General features: G+C 47.4%; 15 protein-coding genes. 14 read left to right on the top strand and 1 reads right to left on the bottom strand.

Annotated elements, in window-relative coordinates:
- The first annotated feature begins 829 nt into the window (after window positions 1-829).
- The 6 genes from ACL9RM_RS12665 to ACL9RM_RS12640 all read left to right on the top strand — a co-directional run bounded on the left by ACL9RM_RS12665 (window position 830) and on the right by ACL9RM_RS12640 (window position 8,126).
- Complete coding sequence (locus tag ACL9RM_RS12665; protein WP_414126345.1) at window positions 830-2,485, top strand: ABC transporter substrate-binding protein; 1,656 nt, start codon at window positions 830-832, stop codon at window positions 2,483-2,485.
- 29 nt (window positions 2,486-2,514) lie between these two features.
- Window positions 2,515-3,519: an ABC transporter permease gene (locus ACL9RM_RS12660; protein ID WP_069291317.1), complete on the top strand. Its 1,005-nt coding sequence runs from the start codon at window positions 2,515-2,517 to the stop codon at window positions 3,517-3,519.
- A 35-nt stretch (window positions 3,520-3,554) separates the two neighbouring features.
- The gene (gene nikC / locus ACL9RM_RS12655; RefSeq protein ID WP_103048940.1) at window positions 3,555-4,466 is read left to right on the top strand and encodes a nickel transporter permease; all 912 of its coding nucleotides are present in this window, start codon (window positions 3,555-3,557) and stop codon (window positions 4,464-4,466) included.
- A gap of 230 nt (window positions 4,467-4,696) precedes the next feature.
- A complete protein-coding gene (locus tag ACL9RM_RS12650) occupies window positions 4,697-6,112 on the top strand; it encodes a deoxyguanosinetriphosphate triphosphohydrolase family protein (RefSeq protein ID WP_414126344.1) in 1,416 nt (471 codons plus the stop codon).
- Window positions 6,113-6,181: 69 nt separating this feature from the next.
- Window positions 6,182-7,126, top strand: a complete 945-nt coding sequence (locus ACL9RM_RS12645; RefSeq protein ID WP_414126379.1) for an MsnO8 family LLM class oxidoreductase — start codon at window positions 6,182-6,184, stop codon at window positions 7,124-7,126.
- A gap of 13 nt (window positions 7,127-7,139) precedes the next feature.
- A complete protein-coding gene (locus ACL9RM_RS12640) occupies window positions 7,140-8,126 on the top strand; it encodes a methyltransferase domain-containing protein (RefSeq protein ID WP_250267653.1) in 987 nt (328 codons plus the stop codon).
- A 4-nt stretch (window positions 8,127-8,130) separates the two neighbouring features.
- Here the strand turns inward: ACL9RM_RS12640 and ACL9RM_RS12635 are convergent, their stop codons facing one another.
- Window positions 8,131-9,087, bottom strand: coding sequence for a D-2-hydroxyacid dehydrogenase (locus ACL9RM_RS12635; RefSeq protein ID WP_250267655.1), 957 nt, complete (start codon window positions 9,085-9,087; stop codon window positions 8,131-8,133).
- Window positions 9,088-9,314: 227 nt separating this feature from the next.
- Here ACL9RM_RS12635 and thpR point away from each other — a divergent pair, with 227 nt between their 5' ends.
- The 8 genes from thpR to ACL9RM_RS12595 all read left to right on the top strand — a co-directional run bounded on the left by thpR (window position 9,315) and on the right by ACL9RM_RS12595 (window position 21,045).
- Window positions 9,315-9,881 (top strand): RNA 2',3'-cyclic phosphodiesterase, encoded by a 567-nt coding sequence (gene thpR / locus ACL9RM_RS12630; RefSeq protein WP_250267657.1) that lies wholly within the window; start codon window positions 9,315-9,317, stop codon window positions 9,879-9,881.
- 111 nt (window positions 9,882-9,992) lie between these two features.
- The gene (locus tag ACL9RM_RS12625; RefSeq protein WP_025720522.1) at window positions 9,993-10,805 is read left to right on the top strand and encodes a cell wall hydrolase; all 813 of its coding nucleotides are present in this window, start codon (window positions 9,993-9,995) and stop codon (window positions 10,803-10,805) included.
- Between the two features lie 135 nt (window positions 10,806-10,940).
- Entirely contained in the window at window positions 10,941-11,624 is a 684-nt protein-coding gene (locus ACL9RM_RS12620; protein WP_069291322.1) for a metal-dependent hydrolase, read from the top strand.
- Window positions 11,625-12,087: 463 nt separating this feature from the next.
- A complete protein-coding gene (gltB, locus tag ACL9RM_RS12615) occupies window positions 12,088-16,686 on the top strand; it encodes a glutamate synthase large subunit (protein WP_414126343.1) in 4,599 nt (1,532 codons plus the stop codon).
- Window positions 16,687-17,012: 326 nt separating this feature from the next.
- Window positions 17,013-18,650 carry a sensor histidine kinase gene (locus tag ACL9RM_RS12610; RefSeq protein WP_061830283.1) on the top strand — a complete coding sequence of 546 codons (1,638 nt, stop codon included), beginning with the start codon at window positions 17,013-17,015 and terminating at the stop codon, window positions 18,648-18,650.
- A gap of 116 nt (window positions 18,651-18,766) precedes the next feature.
- The gene (locus ACL9RM_RS12605) at window positions 18,767-19,405 is read left to right on the top strand and encodes a response regulator (protein ID WP_069291324.1); all 639 of its coding nucleotides are present in this window, start codon (window positions 18,767-18,769) and stop codon (window positions 19,403-19,405) included.
- 274 nt (window positions 19,406-19,679) lie between these two features.
- Window positions 19,680-20,423 carry a YveK family protein gene (locus tag ACL9RM_RS12600; RefSeq protein WP_023987416.1) on the top strand — a complete coding sequence of 248 codons (744 nt, stop codon included), beginning with the start codon at window positions 19,680-19,682 and terminating at the stop codon, window positions 20,421-20,423.
- Window positions 20,407-21,045, top strand: coding sequence for a CpsD/CapB family tyrosine-protein kinase (locus tag ACL9RM_RS12595; protein ID WP_013309150.1), 639 nt, complete (start codon window positions 20,407-20,409; stop codon window positions 21,043-21,045). Before ACL9RM_RS12600 ends, ACL9RM_RS12595 begins: the two co-directional genes overlap by 17 nt.
- Window position 21,046 lies beyond the last annotated feature (1 nt).

Below are 21,046 nucleotides of genomic sequence, written 5' to 3'. Positions count from 1 at the left end.
TTATGCCCGGAAGGGATTATTTTCATGTGAACCAAGCCATACACCTGAAACGTAAATTGACAGGCGGTTCAAAGGCAACCGCCTGCACTTATTGTAAAGTAATGTTCTTCATGATTTTTACATAAGCTGAACTCGAACGCTTTAAAAGTGTGAATCATTGGGTGAAAATGCAGCATGTCTACCAGACCGATCGAGCTGTAAAGGCCCCTGTCTGTTTGTTTATTTCAGAACATACCTGGGAATTAGGATATAAAGGATGGGGATTGTATTGTAAGGGGGAAATGTTCACGCATAAAGTGCCTGGCGACCATTTCTCTATTGTAAAAGGAGCCCAAGCCGTATCTGTAGGTTTGGTGCTGAATACATTTTTGAGGTAAGATCATGCTCCTGCTTGGAGGTTGAAGACCCCAAGCAGGAGCATTTATTTGATATGATTGTGTAAATTAGTTTGTAATATTAATTGACATGATGTATAAAAACATATGGTAATGTATGAAAAACCCCCTTGTCTGCTTCCAGATTTTATAGTAAAGTATCCAATAATCAACTTTGTTTGAGCATAATATTCACTGTTTGTGAGTATATATCACACTTTCACCACGACCTGACATACTCCTCTTTCTATTTATTACATCACATCTATTCATTACCCTACAGCATCTCTTACACCACTAGATTATGAACACTTCTGTCCTACTACACCTATTTGATGAACTCGGAATTTGGGACCACAGCTTGAGGACAAGCTTGTCATGTCAATCTAAAGGAATTGGCATTCATCCGGTATCAACGAATTAACAATATATAAGGTGTGAAAGGGGTTTGCTGCATGAGCAAAAAGTATGCAAAACACAAAATCTGGACCGTTCTGCTGGTGCTTGCGCTAGGAGCTGTTTTGGCGCTTTCCGGTTGTGGGGGATCAGGTGAAGGAGCAAAGCCAGAGGCAGGGAAAACACCAAGCGGAGCAGGAGAGGGCGTGCAGGACACGCTCATTTATGGACGCGGCGGAGATTCCGTGGCGCTAGATCCTGCCATTGTGACTGAAAGCGAGTCGCTAAAAATCGGATTGCAAGTGTTCGACACACTGCTGGAATATAAGGAAAATACAACGGAGATCCAACCAGGGCTTGCAGAGAGCTGGGAAGTATCACCGGATGGACTGGTCTATACGTTCAAGCTGCGTCAGGGTGTGAAATTCCATGACGGAAGTGACTTTAACGCAGAAGCGGTTGTGTTTAACTTTGACCGCTGGGCTGATCCGAAAAGTCCATACAAATTTGAAGGTGACTCGTTTGACTATTATGATTCTATGTTCGGTCCTGAAGGAAGTAGGGTGATTAAGGAGGTTAAAGCGGTAGATGCGAACAGCGTCCAGTTTACACTAAACAAGCCGCAGGCGCCGTTTTTACAAAATATCGCTATGCCATCCTTTAGTATTTCAAGTCCCAAGGCTATTCAGGAGAAAAAGGCTGATTTCAAGAGTAATCCGGTCGGCACGGGGCCTTTTGTATTTAAGGAATGGAAACGGAACGATACCATCACGCTGGAGAAGAATCCAAACTATTGGAAAGAGGGGCAGCCGAAGCTGGCTAAGATCATTGTTCGCTCCATACCCGACAATACCGCACGATTTAATGCTCTGCAAAACGGGGAAATTGACCTGATGGAGGATTTGAACCCGGATGATGCAAAGCAGTTAGACGGCAATAGCGAATTGGTGAAAATTGAACGTCCCTCCTTTAATGTGGCATACATTGGCTTTAATTTAAAGAAAAAAACATTCAATAATCCCAAGGTGCGGCAGGCACTGAATCACGCAGTGAACAAGCAGGCTATTATTGATGCATTGTTTGCAGGGCAGGCTAAGCCTGCGGTCAATCCGATGCCACCTACGTTATGGGGGTACAACGATAGTATTCAGGACTACACCTATGATCTGGATAAGGCTAAATCTTTGCTGGCGGAAGCGGGCTTTCCTAACGGGCTTCCCGAGCCTTTAACCTTCTATGCAATGCCGGTATCTCGTCCTTATATGCCTGATGGCAAAAAGGTGGCAGAGGCTATTCAAGCTGACTTTGAAAAAGTAGGCGTCAAAGTAAACATTCAATCCCCGGAATGGGCTACGTATCTGGATGATGTTAAGGCGGGGAAAAAGGATGATCTGTACATGCTGGGTTGGAACGGGGACAATGGCGACCCGGATAATTTCCTTTATACATTGCTGGACAAGGATACGATCCCAGGCAATAACCGTAGTTTTTATGTGAATGAGGAACTCCACAAAATATTGGTGAAGGCGCAGGTTGAGGTCGATCAGGACAAGCGTGCGGAAATGTATAAACAAGCACAAGTGATTATTAAACAGGATGCCCCGTGGATTCCATTGGTTCATAGCACCCCGCTGATGGCAGGTAAAGCGAACCTCAAGGGTTTTGTACCTTCTCCGGCAGGTATGGAAGCGTACGGAAATATTTATTTTGAATAGCCCAAACGCAAGTAGGCGGTGAATCTGATATGAACTCATATATTGTGAAAAGACTGGCTATATTGATTCCTGTATTACTGGGCATGACGCTCATCGTTTTTTCCATTATTCATGCCATTCCGGGAGATCCGGCGGAAACCATACTGGGAGATAAGGCTACGGAACAGTCCAAGCAGGCGCTACGTGAGCAATTGGGGTTGAATAAGCCGTGGTTACAGCAATATGGGACCTATTTAGGTGAGTTGGCACAAGGGGACTTGGGCGATTCCATTCGCACCAAGCAGCCGATTGCCCGGGAAATGGTCCCTTATCTGGCGGCTACACTGGAGTTGACAGTAGCAAGCATGTTTTTTGCCGTTGTAGTCGGAATGAATGCCGGCATCGTGAGTGCCTGGAAGCGAAATTCCTGGTTTGACTATGTGAGCATGGTCATTGCACTGGTCGGAGTATCGATGCCGATTTTTTGGCTGGGCTTGATGGAGCAGTGGATCTTTGCAAATAAACTGCATTGGCTTCCTTCCATCGGACGCATGAATTCCCGTGATCCGGTGGAAGCTGTGACACATTTAGCCGTGATTGATGCGTTCATAGGTGGGCGTATGGATCAGGTGTGGACCGTCATCAAGCATTTGATCCTGCCCAGTATCGCACTTGGAACGATTCCAATGGCGGTCATTGCGCGCATTACTCGTTCCAGCATGCTGGAGGTTATGGATGCCGACTATATCCGTACGGCTCGGGCGAAGGGGCTGGCATCTTTTCAAGTCGTGTACAAACATGCGCTTAAAAATGCTGCGATCCCCGTACTTACTGTCATCGGTCTTCAGACTGGATCACTACTGGGAGGCGCGGTACTGACAGAAACCATTTTTGCCTGGCCCGGCATCGGACGGTACATTTTTGAAGCGATCAGCTCGCGTGACTATCCGGTTATTCAAAGCGGAATTCTGATCATAGCGTTCCTGTTCGTCATCATTAATCTGATTGTCGATTTGCTGTACGCGGTGCTCGACCGGCGTATCCGTTATCAGTAATCAAGTCGTCAATTGTTCAAGGGGGAGCTTGTTCGATGTCACAATTTTCAATGGAACCCAACAACATACCGACGACACGCAGCACATTGGCGCATTTGCCTGTCGTGACTGGCCCTTGGAGAGACGCATGGAGGGCTTTCCGTCACAATAAAATGGCGTTCGTCGGCCTGAGCATTATTATCTTCTTTGTCATCATTGCTTTGATCGCGCCGTGGATTGCTCCTTTTGACTATAAAGAGCAAAATTTGGTGAGCCGTTTGCAGCCTCCTTCTGCGGAGCATTGGTTCGGTACGGATGATCTCGGTCGAGATTTACTGACTCGCACGCTGTATGGAGCCAGAATCTCGTTGTGGGTCGGTTTCTTGTCTGTTATTGGTTCAATGATTGTAGGAACAGCCTTAGGTTTAATCGCAGGATTTTACGGAAAATGGGCAGATATGGCCATTTCGCGGCTATTCGACATTTTACTGGCATTTCCGGGGATTTTGCTGGCCATTGCTATTGTGGCCATTTTAGGGCCTTCATTGGAAAATGCGTTGTACGCCATTGCCATTGTCAATGTGCCAACGTATGGACGGTTAGTTCGCTCTAAGGTGCTGAGTGTCAAAACGGAGGAGTATATCACTTCTGCTAGAGCGCTTGGAGCCAATAATACACGAATCATCCTCCGCTATATTTTGCCTAACAGCCTGACACCAATCATCGTACAGGGAACGTTGGGGATCGGAACGGCCATCATTGAAGCGGCAGCGCTTGGATTTCTGGGCTTGGGTGCACAACCTCCTGAGCCAGAGTGGGGTAAAATGTTGTCCGATTCGCGGCAATATATCCAGAATGCGCCGTGGACAGTTATCTTTCCGGGGATATCTATCATGCTGACCGTATTGGGATTTAACCTGATGGGGGACGGGTTGCGGGATGTATTGGACCCGAGGGCAAAGCGTTAGAGCAAAAGTGGTGAGGTATATAACGTTGAGTAAAGAGGTGTTCTCTGGCCTGAAGCAAATGGCTGGAGAACACCTTTTTTATATGACATTTTTTGTATTGGAGTAGAAAGCACCATCCGACTGCGTAGTGGCGCTAAAAGTAACTTTTACAGCTGAAAGTCATGTGAGCTTTCCTGAGGCGCGAAAAAAATGTATAATCACTCCAATTGAGTACGTAGGGAGTGGGCTTTATGACATGGCAGGACAAGAGAGAGCATCGGCAATTTGCGGAACAGACACGAAGCGACGCTTCACGGGCCGCATATGAACGGGACTACTCCCGTTTGATCCATTCACCGACTTTCCGGCGGTTGCAGGGTAAATCACAGGTATTTGGCGCAGGCACGGGCGATTATTACCGCACACGACTGACGCATTCTTTGGAGGTAGCGCAAATTGCGCGTGAAGCATCACGAAGCTTGCTGCGCCGCCATCCCGAAGTAGAGCTGGAACAGGCAGATAACGCAGGACTGATCATTGACCCTGAGGTGGTAGAATGTGCTTCCATTGCACATGACTTTGGGCATCCACCGTTCGGACACAAGGGAGAAGAGGTGCTGGACGGGATTTTGGATCAACTGATTGAAACAAAGGTAGAAAAGATATCCTCCGCCGGAGGCTTCACACCGGAGTCCAAGCGTGGACAGGAGGTCTATGCGCGTGAGCGACAAATTTATGAGCATTTTGAAGGGAACGCGCACAATTTCCGACTGATTATGTTTTTGGAGAAGCGTGAGAACGTGGATGGTTTGAATTTGTCGGACGCTGTGTTACTGGGGATCAACAAATACCCATACCCGGGGATTCTGAACAAAAAAGGGTTGTACCTGCATGAGTGGGAATACATACGTTCTATCCGCGAGGATTGGGGTATCCCTGATGGTAAAAAGACGCTAGAAGCCCAGCTTATGGACCTGTGCGACGATATCGCTTATTCTGCGCATGATCTGGAGGATGGGATTAAAGCTGGGAAAATCGAGGTGCACGAGCATTTCTTATATGATCCGTATTTAATTCGTCTGATTACGGAGAAAATCACCACGTTGGAGGATAGCTTCTGGCAAGGCTGGCAACTGGCTCAGATTGAGCAGAAGGTAGCGGCTGTGCTGAGCGAATTTTTGAAGGTGTGGAATGGCAAGATGCCGATGTGTGAACACGATTATTCCCGTACTCGCCGTGAAGTGAAGGCATACTGGGTCAGCCTGTTTGTCAGTAGCTTGGGTGTAATTGATGATGGAAATTGGAAAAAGGTAACCTTCGTGCGGGATGGAAGCGAAGATTTGGATATGCTGCGCACTGTGAGTGTGTTGAAAAGCTTTGCTTGGGTTACGATGATCCGCGATCTGCGCGTACAGCGACTGCAAAAACGGAGTGAGTGGATGCTTAGACGGCTGTGGCTGGCGTTTCTGGACCCAGAAACGTCCAAATCTATTATTCCAAGCGACTGGCTCCAGCGCTATGAGCGCGACCAAGCCAAGGCGAAACCGATCTGGACATGGGAGCATATGGTCATAGACTATATTGCAGGCATGACCGATGCTTTTGCTGAAAAAATCTATAATGAGTTATACGGTCTGAAGGTGGGTTCCATTTATGATCTGGATTGACCTTTAAATTTCCCCTATATAGTAGAAGGAACTGGTTTGTAAAGGATAGCAGGAGGGAGGAATGTGTCTATGCAATCTCGGCCTTTATCTATAAAAAGGTTGAATCTCGGTGTGCTCGATATGGTGCCGTTGCTACCCGGTAACCGCCCGGAGCAGGCGGTTCGACGAGCTGGTGAACTAGCGAGACAGGCAGAAGCATGGGGATATACACGCTACTGGACCTCGGAGCACCATGATATGGAGGGGCTGGCTTCCTCCAGCCCGGAAGTGCTGCTGTCGCATATCGGGGCGGTGACGAAGACCATTAAACTGGGTGCGGGTGCTATTTTGCTCCCGCATTATAGTCCAGTCAAGGTCGCGGAATGGTTTCATCTACTGGCCGCTCTATATCCTGGCAGAGTCGAATTGGGCTTGGGGAGAGCACCTGGTGGGGGACCTCATGCTTCGATGGCACTGAGCGGTAATTTTCTTCAACATGTGACGGAGTTGCCACAGACGATGGAAGCTCTATTGGCTTTGCTGGAAGGTACTTACGAATATGAACAGGTGCCTGTGTTTGCCCGGCCGATGCCTGAACAGCCGCCAGCAGTGTGGATGCTAGGTACAAACCGAAAAAGTGCCGAATATGCCGCCCAGTATTCAACAGGCTATGTATTCGGTCAGTTTATGAGTGAACAGCAAACGGAAGAAATGCTAAGCATTTACCGCTCCAGCTTTCAGCCATCCAACCGGATGGACAAGCCACGTACCATGGTGGCTGTAGGAGCAGTATGTGCCTTGACGAATGAACTGGCGCAGCAATGGGCTGCTCAGATTTCATTGGGCGACCCGGCAATGCGAGCCAGCTGGCTAGTGGGAACGCCGTCGGATATTGCCGAACGGTTACGCGGCTTGCAGATTAAATATGATAATGATGAGTTTCTGTTGGTCACACCGATTCCCGATTATGAGCAGCGGCTTCACTCCTACCGTCTAATAGCGGAGGCTGTAAATTCTAGCCTTGATTCCAAATGAAAAGAGATATGACATGAATAAACAGAAAACGAATATCGAAGAAATGAAACCAAGCTACATATATACCTATGCGTGTCATGAAACAGAGCGTGAGTTGTGTTTTTTGGAATTGAAATGCTTGTTCGGTCAGCCGCCCGTACAGGATTCCATCCTGTTGTCCCATCGGAGGCTGGAACCGGGGACCAGCCCGTTTATTCATCTTCGGCTGGATGTAATGACAGATGCGGGAACACTGGAAGAGCTATGCGAAGCAGCCTCTATATTACAACTTGAGGAAGGAAAGACTTTCAAGGTGTTGTGTCTTAAAGAAGGTGACCATGAGGCCGACTATGACGAGCGGCGCGGGATCGAACGCCGAATTGGTGCACGCATTCATGGCCAGGCGCAAATGAAGACACCGGATATCACCCTTGGTGTTATTCGGATAGGAGAACGGTGGCTACTGGGCATGTGTCAGTATAGCGACAGATCGTGGCAGGAGCGTCGTCAGAAGCCGCAAAATTATTCTACTGGACTACCCGTTCTGGTAGCTAGGGCACTTGTGAATTTGGCAGCAACTGATCTAACAGCCGCAAAGGGAGAGTCAGGCTCATTGAAACTGCTAGACCCGTGTTGTGGTATGGGCAATGTAATGATTGAGGCATTGAGTATGGGGAAGGATATTCGCGGTTGTGATATCAACCCGTTGGCGGTGCGTGGGGCACGAGTGAATTTGCGTCATTTTGGATATGAAAAAGATCTAGTGAAGCTCGGGGATATGAATATGCTCGAAGGCACATACGATGCGGCCATATTGGATATGCCCTATAACCTGTGCTCCGTGCTCCCGGTTGATGAACAAAAGAAGATGCTGCGCAGTCTGAGACGCTTGGCCGCGCGGGCAGTGGTCGTGAGCACGGAGCCGATGGAAACATTGTTATCCGAGTCAGGCTGGACCCTTACGGAGCAATGCCGCATACATAAGACAGGTATGAGTCGGGAAATCTGGATCTGTAAGTAGTGTATTAATACTGAGTTTTGTAGTTAACCAAATTCAGCGGTAACTCCTGATCAGCGGCATAGGCATTCAAATTAGTAAGAAAAATATCCACCGCCCGTTCGGCATATTTGTCCGTATCGCCTGCAATATGCGGTGTGATCAAGACATGGTCCAGACTCCATAGCGGATGTGATGCAGGTAGCGGTTCTTCCTCGAATACATCCAGTCCGGCAAAGGCAATATGTTTTTGTTCCAAAGAGCGTACAAGCGCATCCGTATGAACGGTGCCACCGCGACCTACATTAATGAAGAAGGCACCCTTACGCATAGCTGCAAATGCTTTTTCGTCAAAGAAGTGATGGGTTTCCTCGGTGAATGGCAATATATTTACCACGATATCCGCTACTCCCAATGCTTCGTGTAATTGTTCGTTAGTATACATGTGCTCTACATGGGGAGCTTCCTTGCCAGAACGGCGGACTCCGATCACCCGCATGCCAAAGGCTTCTGCAATCCGTGCTGTTTCCCGGCCAATTTCGCCAACGCCTGTAATCAACAGCGTTTTACCACGTAATTCCGTCAGTTGGCCTTTCGGTGGCTGCCATGTTTTCTGACGTTGCAAGACAGCTGCTTGCTGTAAATAACGTGTATGCGATAGCAGCATTCCAAAGATCTGCTCTGTAATTGGAATTGCATGCACACCACTTGTATTCGTTAGTAAAATGTTACGCTTCTCCAATTCGGTAAGCGGTAGCTTATCAATCCCGGCCGACCAGGTTTGTATCCACTTCAGCTTGCTGTCTGGATGTAATGCCTCTTCGGCAATATGCTTAGACCAGCCTAGAATAACCTCGGCCTCCCGGATTTGTTTAGACTCCAATTCCTGAGCTTTGCCAATAATCAACTCGTAGCCCGGAGCCGTTGCACGAACTTGTTTTTTTTGATCTTCCGTAAGTTGATGTAAGCTTAAAATGTTTCCCATAGTTCATAGCCTCCTCGATTTTTGATTCCTTGGAGTTTCCAATATATTCTGGCGAACCATCCTTTCAAGAATAACAGATTGCCGAAAAAATTGCATAAGGAGGGTAAAAACGAGCTCGCAGTGTCATTATATATAACAACAAATGGCTTTACCCTGATCAGGGACAATCCAAACAGCTACTTTTTGAGATATCCACAAATATCAATTAGGAAAGGAGGTATAGGTTGATGAAAAATGAATCGCAAAGACTTTTTACAGCTATTGCTCTCCCGAATGAGCATAAGAAGAAGCTACATTATTGGGTGGAGCAGGATTTAAAAGACCTGACTTTTCGCAAATGGAGTGATTTCAGAGATTACCACGTGACACTTCAGTTTTTGGGTGATGTGGAGACCTCGGTTATACCGAAACTTGAGCAGGTTTTAGTTCAAGCTGCAGCTGAGCATGACCCGTTCACACTCAGCATCGGAGAAGCAGGTTTTTTTGGCCGTGAAGAATTTCCGCGTGTACTGTGGAGGGGAGTGACCGGGCAGCGTGATTCACTGGATCAACTGTACCAGTCCATACTCCAGGCTACCGAACCGCTGGGTTTTAAACCCGAGGAGCGACCTTATCGACCTCATATCACCCTAGCACGTTCGTACACAGGAAAGCAGGCTATTCCACCGTCTATTTGGCAGCCAAATGACCGATGCAGCGAGCCATGGAAAGTGGGAGAATTTGTTTTATATGCAACCCGAATGGGTCAAAAACCAATGTACCATATAATTCAAACATTCCCATTAATGAGGTGAATGCCTTGATCTATCAGCGAATTTAGTGATATAGTGTTTCAGCGTTATTCAAAAAGCGCATTTTAGGTTACATATCTGAGGAATGTGCTTATAGTTAACGGGAGGAACATTATGGAAATCGTTAAAGAACATCGTTGGTTTGCACCTCTATTGAGTGTGCTGCTTGTTTGTATATTGGGGATAGGCCTCTACGCTGAGGTTCAGCAAACACAGAAAAATCATAAAAATACACCTATGCAATCTCTGAGCTGGTCAGGGAACTCTTCGTCTCCTACATATGGCGACAGGATGGGGACCCATAACGGGTCAAACAGGACAAGCCCCATCTTTGTCGCTGCTCATGGGCAGTCAAGCTGGAAAGAAATCATGCCGACTCCGTTACCCGCTTCCCAGATGAAGCAGGCGGAACAAGCTCGGAATAACGTTGCTACAGGCAAGAAAAAGCCTGAGGTCCAGCATAGCAAGTCCGCAATCCTAACCCCTCCTACAACCATCTACTTTACGAAGACAAAAATGCTCACGCAGGATGACAAGGCGTTGTCTACCTGGAGCTATCCTGTCTCCGCTAAAGAACTGCTCCTGCTGCAAAAAATAGTGATGGCAGAAGCAGAAGGCGAACCGTACGAAGGCAAAGTGGCAGTTGCCAACGTTGTCTTAAACCGGCTGCGGTCAGCCCCATTTCCCGATACGATTCAGGCAGTGATTTATCAAAAAGCGCAATTTAGTCCGGTCGCGAACGGGCGTCTTCGTCGTGTTCAGCCCAACCAGGACAGCATCCGTGCGGTTACTGCTGCTTTGAACGGCCATAAAGCCGTGCCTGATAACACCTGTTTTTTCCTGTCGCTTACGTTGGCCCAGGACCTTACGGTTCATCATTCGCGTACGAAGGTGAAAACTATCGGTCATCATACTTTCTACAAATAACAGCCCTTTCTAAACAATAGGGTTCAGCTTTGTGAACGAATTTTAGGGTATAGGTGAAGCCAGTATGCAAAAGAGGTATAATAGGTAAAGGAAAGTAACCAAAATAATGAAAGTGACAAAGGAGGCGTAGATGATATGAAAATCACATATTATGGACATTCAGTTGTACTGGTAGAGGCAGAGGGGAAACGGATTATTATTGATCCTTTTTTGACGGGAAATCCTAAAGCAACCGTACAGGCCGAGGATATTCAGGTGGATGCCGTGCTGTTGACACACGGTCATGCCGATCATTTTGGAGATGCTGTTGAAATTGCCAAGCGCAATGATTGTCCAGTAATCGCGGTCGCGGAACTGGCCGAATATTGTTCATCCTTGGGGGCCAAAGCTCACGGTATGAATCTGGGTGGAGGTCACCACTTTGACGGTTTCCATGTGAAATTCACGCTTGCATTCCACAGCTCATCTTTGACGGTGGACGGGCAAATCATTTACATGGGAGAGCCGGCGGGGATCTTATTGACCATGGGAGGCCAAACCTTTTTCCATGCAGGGGATACTGGCCTGTTTGGCGATATGCGTCTCATTGGCGAAACTAACTCCATCGATGCTGCGGTATTGCCCATCGGAGATGGTTATACGATGGGACCGGAGGATGCACTGCTGGCAGCAAAATGGCTGCGTGCAAGCCGCGTAATACCGGTGCATTACAATACGTTCCCGGGTATTGAGCAGGACGGAGACGGCTTCTGTGATCGTCTGCACAAAGAAGGTATTGAAGGGAAAGCATTGAAGCCCGGCGAAAGTCTCGAATTTTAATACGGATATCTGATTTACGGGAATATACTTGATGGTCTATAAACTCATCAAATCTCCTTTGTCAGCCTTTTCTGTTCCTTAGAGGAATAGGAAAGGCTATTTTTTAAAAGTGAATATTTATACATAAAAATGAGATATTTTTGCATTGATACGTTGAAGCTGTAATGTAAAAGATTTATTATCACAATCATAAAAACTTTGAATTGCTAACATGATAGGTCAATGATAAAATGATAGAACTAATTAGATTCATCAGTGGAATCGACGTATTTTTCAAGTCAAGCCATTGCATAATTATTGAAAAACATACGCATTCGGCGGACCGTACCGCCTTGAATACGTCACATGTTTTGTCCCCCATTCCTCGTAGTTGTTCTTTGAGTTACCTCTTGTCGCCACTGTCTTCTATTCGGCCGCCTGTATTTCAGGCCAGCATGACTTTATAACAGAAAGGTTGCGTTCCATGAGACAGACAGGTTTACCACCCAAACAGGGACTATATGATCCCCAATTCGAAAAAGACGCCTGCGGCATGGGCTTTGTTGCCCACATCAAGGGAAAACCATCGCACAATATTGTAAGTCAGGCTTTGACCATGCTCGTGAATATGGAGCATCGGGGCGGTCAGGGAAGTGAACCAAACTCCGGTGACGGAGCAGGGATCATGATTCAAGTTCCTCATCTGTTTTTTCAAGAGGAAGCGGAGCGATTGGGCTTTAAATTGCCAAAGGCCGGACATTATGGCGTGGGTATGCTTTTTGTATCCAATGATCCAAAAGTTTGTGAAGTGCATGAGCAGAAGCTAAGAGATATCATCGTGGACGAAGGTCAAAATTGTTTGGGTTTTCGCGATGTTCCAACTTATGACGAAATGCTGGGTAAATCGGCAAAAGCAGCTAAACCAGGCGTGCGTCAGGTATTCATCGGTCGCAGTAGCGATTTGAAGGAAGAGCTGGACTTCGAACGGAAACTGTATGTCATTCGCAAACGTGCAGAGCTTGCTATTCGCTATAACCAAGAGGATGAGAACGGCGAGTCGTTCTATATTCCAAGTTTGTCATGTCGCAAGGTTGTATACAAAGGAATGCTCACAACCGAGCAGGTAGGCAAATTTTATTTAGATTTGCAGGATGAGCGGGTGACATCGGCGATCGCGCTGGTCCATTCCCGTTTTAGCACGAATACGTTCCCGAGCTGGGACCGTGCGCATCCTTATCGTTTTATGATTCACAACGGCGAAATTAATACTATGCGCGGCAACGTGAACTGGATGCATGCTCGCCAGGCGCAGTTTGAAAGCGAAGCGTTTGGCGGAGATATCAAGAAGGTAAAACCAGTCATTAACCCAGATGGCTCAGATACAGCCATGTTTGATAATACACTGGAGTTTCTGTATCTGAGCGGACGTTCCCTTCCTCATGTAGCCATGATGATGGTGCCGGAACCTTGGAACAAGCATGAAACCATGGACCCGAAGAAACGGGCATTTTATGAATATCACAGCACTATGATGGAGCCGTGGGACGGACCGGCTGCGATGGCGTTTACAGACGGTATCCAAATCGGAGCCATTCTCGACCGCAACGGTCTGCGTCCTGCACGTTACTATGTGACCAAGGACGATCTGATCGCACTGTCTTCAGAGGCGGGCGTATTGGATATTGCTCCTGAAAATGTGCTCTATAAGGATCGTCTCCGTCCGGGTCGTATGCTGCTGGTTGATACTCAAGAAGGCCGTATCGTTTCTGACGAAGAGTTAAAGGAACGTATTGCTTCCGAGGAACCTTATCAGCAATGGCTGGATGAGCACTTGGTTGATTTGGATGAGCTGCCGGAAGCACTGGAACAGCCGGAGCCTAAACATGAAAATGTAAATCAGCTTCAGCTCGCTTTTGGATATACGTTTGAAGAACTGCGCAAAATTCTGGAGCCGATGGCACTTACAGGTGCAGAACCGATTGGTTCAATGGGGTACGATGCACCATTGGCGGTGCTGTCTGATCGTCCGCAACGTTTGTACAATTACTTTAAACAAATGTTTGCTCAAGTCACGAACCCGCCGATTGACGCCATTCGTGAGGAGATTGTAACGTCAACCGCAACTACGATTGGACCAGAGCGCAATTTACTGCATCCAGAACCGGAAAGCTGTCGTCAGATTCGTTTGGATTCGCCGGTGTTGTCGAATGAGGAGTTTGCTAAAATTCGCCACGTACACCGTCCTGGCTTCAAATCGATGACAATTCCGATCTTCTTTGAAGCGAAGGAAGGCGCTGAGGGCTTACGCAAGGCGCTGGAAGGATTGTTTGAGGCGGCTGACCGTGTCATTGACAAAGGTCATAACATCCTGATTTTGTCCGACCGTGGAGTGGATGCGGAAAATGCGGCCATTCCGGCGTTGCTAGCTGTTTCCAGCCTGCATCACCATCTGATTAAGCAGGGTACACGCACACGTGTGAGCATTTTGCTGGAGTCCGGGGAGCCAAGGGATATTCACCATTATGCGGTGCTGCTTGGCTACGGTGTGAGCGCGGTTAATCCGTATCTGGCTTTTGAAACGCTGGATGTCATGATTCAGCAGGGCTTGTTGCGCGGCATCTCGCACGAAAAGGCAGTTAAAAATTATATTAAAGCGGCAACGAAGGGTGTCGTTAAAATATTGTCCAAAATGGGTATTTCCACGATTCAATCGTACCGTGGAGCACAAATTTTTGAGGCTGTAGGTCTGAAGCAGGATTTTGTTGACCGTTATTTCACCTGGACACCTTCCCGCATTGGCGGTATTGGTCTGGAGGAAGTGACTACGGAAGCGCTGGTTCATCATAACCGTGCTTTCACTGACAAGGACGGCAACGACAAAGTACTGGATTCGGGCGGCGACTATCAATGGCGTAACGATGGGGAAGAGCATTTGTTTAACCCGCAAACGGTGCATTTGCTCCAGCAGTCGGTACGCTCGGGAGACTACGAGCTTTACAAGAAGTACGCCAAGCTGATACAGGGTGAATCTGAACAGTATTTGACGATTCGCTCCATGCTTCAATTGAAGCCTGCTGGTGAGCCTGTGCCGCTGGATGAAGTGGAATCCGCTGCATCCATTATGCGTCGCTTCAAGACAGGAGCCATGTCCTTTGGCTCGATCAGTCAGGAAGCGCATGAAGATATGGCGATTGCGATGAATCGGATCGGTGGCAAGAGCAATACGGGTGAAGGTGGGGAGAACCCTGCACGTTTCATACCGGATGCCAATGGCGATTCTCGCCGCAGTTCGATTAAGCAGGTAGCGTCGGGCCGATTCGGTGTAACATCGAATTACTTGGTGAATGCTGACGAAATTCAGATCAAAATGGCGCAAGGCGCTAAGCCGGGCGAAGGTGGACAACTGCCAGGACGGAAGGTATACCCTTGGGTCGCTGAGGTACGTGGTTCTACGCCAGGAGTAGGTTTGATTTCACCACCGCCGCATCACGATATTTATTCTATCGAGGATTTGGCAGAGCTCATCTATGATCTCAAAAACGCCAATCCGCGTGCTGACATTAACGTGAAACTGGTGTCAGAAGTAGGCGTAGGCACGATTGCTACAGGGGTAGCAAAAGGCCGTGCTGACATTATTCTGGTCAGCGGTTATGACGGTGGTACAGGCGCTTCCCCGCAAGGCTCCATCCGCCATGCGGGTATGCCTTGGGAGCTGGGCCTGGCGGAGACGCATCAGACGCTGATGCTAAACAACCTGCGCGATCGCGTGGTATTGGAGACAGACGGCAAGATGCTGTCTGGCCGCGATTTGGTAGTAGCTGCCCTGTTGGGCGCGGAAGAATACGGCTTCTCTACAGCGCCGCTCGTGGCGTTGGGTTGTATTATGATGCGGGTATGCCAAATGGATACATGTCCGGTTGGTGTGGCTACGCAGAATCCGGAGCTACGCAAAAATTATATGGGCGATCCTGCCCATGTGGTGAATTTTATGCGTTTCATCGCAGAAGATGTCCGTGAAATTATGGCGGAATTGGGCTTCCGTACGATTCAGGAAATGATTGGACGTACGGATTGTCTGGATACCGTGAACGCCGATTCGCACTGGAAGAAGAAGGGCGTAGACCTGAGCTTGCTGTTGCATGTTCCTGAGTTGGAAGAAGGTAGTGTACGTTACCGTGTACAACGCCAAAATCACGGTCTGGAAGAAACACTCGACATGCAACAGCTCGTACCGATGGCTGCGGAAGCGCTGGAGAACGGAACGCCTGTTGAGGGTACCTTACCTATTACAAACGTGAATCGGGCGGTAGGAACGATTCTGGGCAGCGAGGTCACCCGTAAGTATGGAGCGGCGGGTCTGCCTGAGGATACGATTCGCTTTAACTTTATTGGATCGGCAGGTCAGAGCTTCGGGGCATTTATTCCGAAAGGCATCACGCTGAGCGTGGAAGGCGATAGCAATGACTATGTCGGTAAAGGGCTATCTGGCGGTAAGATTATTGTGAAAAAGTCTCACAAAGCGACCTTTAAGGCAGAAGAAAACATTATTATCGGAAATACAGCCTTGTATGGAGCGACCAGCGGTGAAGCTTACATTAGCGGAATCGCAGGCGAGCGCTTTGCCGTTCGGAACTCCGGCGCACGTATTGTAGTTGAGGGCGTTGGTGATCATGGTTGCGAATATATGACGGGCGGACGTGTAGCTGTATTGGGTGGAACCGGACGGAATTTTGGAGCCGGAATGTCCGGTGGTATTGCCTATGTCTATGACCCTGAGGGGACGTTCCTGAGCCGTTGTAATCTGGAAATGGTGTTGCTGGAAGGTGTGGAAGATCCTGCAGAAGCAGCGGATTTGCGCGGCTTGATTCAACGCCATGTCACTTACACGGGTAGTGAAGCGGGACAACGTATTTTGGATGATTGGCAGACTGCGATTCAGCAGTTTGTACGAGTGATTCCAAAGGATTACAAGCGTATGATTGAACAGATCCAAAAAGAAGAGGCAACTGGTTTGAGCGGAGATGAAGCTCTGTTGGCAGCATTTGAAGCCAATATGCGTGAATTGGCGCGTGCCGGGGGTTAAAATGTAGACTACCAAATTTACTAAAAAAGGACTCGCTGAATACCGCTGTTATAATCACGGTGGTACCAGCAAGTCTTTTTTAGGTTACAAAAATGTGATTTATTTCCTTGACAAACGTCATAAATTCTGACATTACCCCCAAAATGTTTTCCTGAAACGGTAAATATGTTATAAAAAGTACCAAATTTTTTGGAATGTAACCGTTTACGTAAGAGTTTATGTCTTGTTATTTATTTTTGGATTGGTTATGATTTTTTTAGAGTACACAAACACAAACAAACCTAATATGCCCATCGTCCCTTCAAAACACAGAATAGGGTGACAGGATGAAGTTGAGGAAGTCAGCAGAAGACCAAATGATTTTTTTATACCGTTATGTATCACTATCTTTAACGTCACTTGTTTTTCTGTTCGAATCATCTAGATTAATCGTGTGGCAGAAGCTATTACTGATTGGTTTTCTATTTTTATCCGTTACAGCATTTACTTGGATTTACCGTAAATACAGACTTCATGATATGGTATTGAAATGTAGCATTGCACTAGAAACAGCAGGGATCATTTTGTTGTTGTTCCCAACCGGAGGGATGGATAGCCCGTTCAAATGGTATGTGATTACCCCCATGCTGGTGGCTTGTGCTCATCTGTCTATGAGATACAGTTGGACACTCCTCCTTTCTTATATCGGCTTGGTGCTTACATTTTGTTATATCTTTTTTACACCAGGTCAATATTTTTTGTGGGATCTTATATTGCAGAACATCAATTTGTTTCTGGTACTGATCGCAACTACGATGGCAATGCAGGTTATCGGCGTCATGAAGGACGAACTGAAGGTGGCTAAAGAACAAGCCAATGAGACGATGGATCATATCAAGTCGATTTACCACATCATGGAGACGACCAGCCACAATGAGGCTTTAAATCTCGGTCAAGTCATCTCGGACTATACGGTCAAGCTAACCAAGCAGAGCCGTGCATTTTTCTGGCTGGATAGTCAGGAGGAGGATGCACCGGAAAGCAGCCAGACAGGCTGGACGGTAGAGGAGGAGGAGCAGCTATTCGAGGAGCTGGGGAATTATCGGGAGGAATTCAGGGAAGAGCGTGAACCATTTTTCAGACATCTGCCAGAATGGGGCGATTTCCTCATGATCACCGTACCGATGACGACCCGTTTTGTAGCGACGATTGGCCTCAAGCTGGGCCCGGATCAAAGTCTGACAGGAAGACGCTGGCTCGTGCAACAACTGATATTCTTGGCTGAGCTGAGCGCTGTGTTCTTGGAGCGCTATGAGCTGGAGCGTATTGAAAATCAGCTGATTGTGACGAATGAGCAGAACCGGATTGCAAATGAAATGCATGACAATGTTTCTCAAAGTCTTTTTGGTATTGTGTACGCAACGCATTCTCTCCGGCAAACCTGGTGTCATCAGCCAAAGGAGCAGGTGGAGGAGCAAATTGATCTAATTCAGCAATCAGCCAACCAAGCGGTTAGAGAGCTGAAAGGGGCGATTCATAGTTTAAGTTCGAAAAAAAGCGGAGGCTCAACTTGGTTAGGGACGGTGAAAAGTCATCTGCATACACTCTCCAAGCTGAACCATGTACAAATTGATTTTGACATTCATGGTGATCATTATTCACTTCCGTATTTGTACCAAAAGGCTTTATTCCGCATCATTTCCGAAGCGGCGGGGAACGCAATCCGTCATGGATTGGCCAAGCGAATTGATGTGAAGTTAAAATTGACGCCCCAAGTGATTAGACTGTCTATTCATGACGACGGAGTAGGGTTTGAGACGGCGAGAATGGTAGCAGGAGGTGAGGCGGTCAGTGCAGGCGGGGGCCTGGGCATGATGAATATGGAATATTTAGCTCAATCGATGGGAGGCGAATTTGATATTTCAAGTCGAATCGGAGAGGGAACACAGATCCGATTGTCCATTCCGGTAAATGCTTATGAATGAGGATTTTGCAAAATCCTCGAATAAAATGTGTGAACATTCTGCAATACAAAATCTGCGGTAACAATCGGATACATAGGGATTATGCAAATCCTGAACTGTAGACAGGAGGCCGAATCATGAAAATTGTCATTGTCGATGATCATCCTTTAGTACGGAAAGGACTCGCTGCGGTTATATCCATGCAGCCCAATGTTCAGTTTGCGGGAGAGGCCCAGAATCAACAGGAAGCACTTGTGGTGATCGAGGAAACGGATCCGGATCTGGTGCTGCTGGATTTGAAACTAGCTGATGAATCGGGGCTGGATATTATCAAGATAGCGCGCGGACGCGGTTTCAGAAGCAAATTTATTTTGCTGACTTCTTCCGCAACACGTGAAGATTTTCTAAAAGCAGAGGAAGCTTCCGTGGACGGTTATGTGCTTAAGGAAGCATTGCCTGAGGAACTAATTTACGCGATTCATCTTGTCAACAAAGGACGCAAATATTATGATCCGGCTATTCTCGAAAACAAGCTGCGTGAAGATGCGGGCAATCTGACCGACGACCTGACGCCAAAGGAAAAGGAAGTGCTGGTCGAGCTGGGACAAGGAGCTTGCAATCGTGAAATTGCATCCCGGTTATTTATCAGTGAGTTCACAGTCAAAAAGCATGTCAGTCAGATCTTGGCCAAGCTGCGGCTGGCGGATCGTACGCAGGCAGCATTGTATGCCAATGCCATCGGTCTGGCGAAGTACGAGCCAACAATGATGCGCTGACTCTATAAGCTACGCTGCACTTTCATGTGCGAGTGGAAAGAAAAGCCTCAAAATCACCAAGCTTTGTGATTTTGAGGCTTTTTTCGATTTCTTTTTCCATAATCGACAAAGCATGGTACAAAAGTATACCATGCCGTATCCGAAAGTATACATTCCCCTCCCCCCGTAGTGAGGGAGAAAGTGCCATTCGGTTCCATGTCGTTCACACAACGGATTGTTACAATTAGATCATACTTAAAATAAGAAGAGAAATTGTGTAGGAGGGAGGATTTTTGTGGAGAAAACCATTTTGGATTATCTAGTCCTGATTAAAAGAAGATTGTGGCTGATCGCGATTTTTGTCATTCTCTCATGTGTAACAACATACTTTGTGAGCGACAATGTCGTGAAGCCAGTCTATTCCGCTTCAAGCCAACTGCTGGTTAATCATATTTCCGCCAAGCAGGGGAGCAACAATCTGAACGACGTCAACACAAGTCTTAATTTGGTGGAAAGCTACAAGCAAATTCTCACTTCACCTAAAATTATGGACGCTGTTGTAGCGGCTCATCCCGAGTTCGGTTTGACGCAGCAGAAGTTGGCAGAGAAACTGCAGATTAAATCCTCGGATAAAAGTCAGGTTATCGGTTTGACGTTTGAGGCAGGGAGCTATCCACAGGCCGCAGCGGTTGTAAACGCGGTAACCCAGAAATTCGTACAGACAGTTCCGGGATTGATGGAATTGAATAATGTGAAAATTTTAAATGAAGCGGACCCTCAGGCCAATCCTGACCCGATTAATGGGAACCCGCTCATGAATATTGCGATTAGTTTTCTCGTATCGCTGATGATTGCATTGGGCACGATTGTGTTCCTAGAAAGCATTAACGGTACGCTGCGCTCGGAGAAAGAAGCGGACGCGGACATCGGTATTCCGGTAATTGCATCGATTCCAGTTATTCGCAAGAAGGACGTCGATGGAGCAGCCGGAAATTCCAAAGAACGGGTAGGGGAGCGTAAATATGCTGCGATTGAATGACATGTTGATTACAGAAAGTAATCCATCATCGTATATCTCGGAATCATTTCGATCCCTCCGTACATACATCCGGCAGCAGGTGATTGGGCAAAAGGACCGTGGCACGGTTCTATTGTTGACCTCGCCGGAAAGCGGAGCGGGTAAAACTACACTACTCGCCAACATCGGAGTTTCCTTTGCGCAAGAAGGCAAGAAGGTGGCTCTGGTGGATTGCAATCTGCATAAACCAGCGCTGCACGAGATATTCGGAATGGAGAATACCGGAGGTCTATCGGCTTATTTGCGCGGTGGGGCTTCTTCCAAGTCTATCGTTAGGCATGGTGGCCTGGAGCTATCGGTTGTTCCTGGTGGAGACACCCTGTACAACGCAGCAGATCTGCTCGGTAGCGAACGTATGGCTGAGCTACTGGAAGAACTCAAACGTGAATATGACATCATTTTACTCGATTCGGCTCCGGCGCTGAATTATACGGATGCTCGCCTGATTGCAGGCTTAACGGATGGTGTGATTCTCGTTGCTAGACATGGTCGTACCAAACGGGAAGATCTACGTAAAACAAAGCAACTCATGGAGCAGGCCAGTGCGACGCTGGTTGGAATTGTGATGAATCAGGTGAAGTAAG

It is taken from the genome of Paenibacillus sp. S29, assembly GCF_049319765.1.
Taxonomy (GTDB): domain Bacteria; phylum Bacillota; class Bacilli; order Paenibacillales; family Paenibacillaceae; genus Paenibacillus; species Paenibacillus polymyxa_B.
This window is presented reverse-complemented; position numbering and strand designations above follow the sequence as displayed.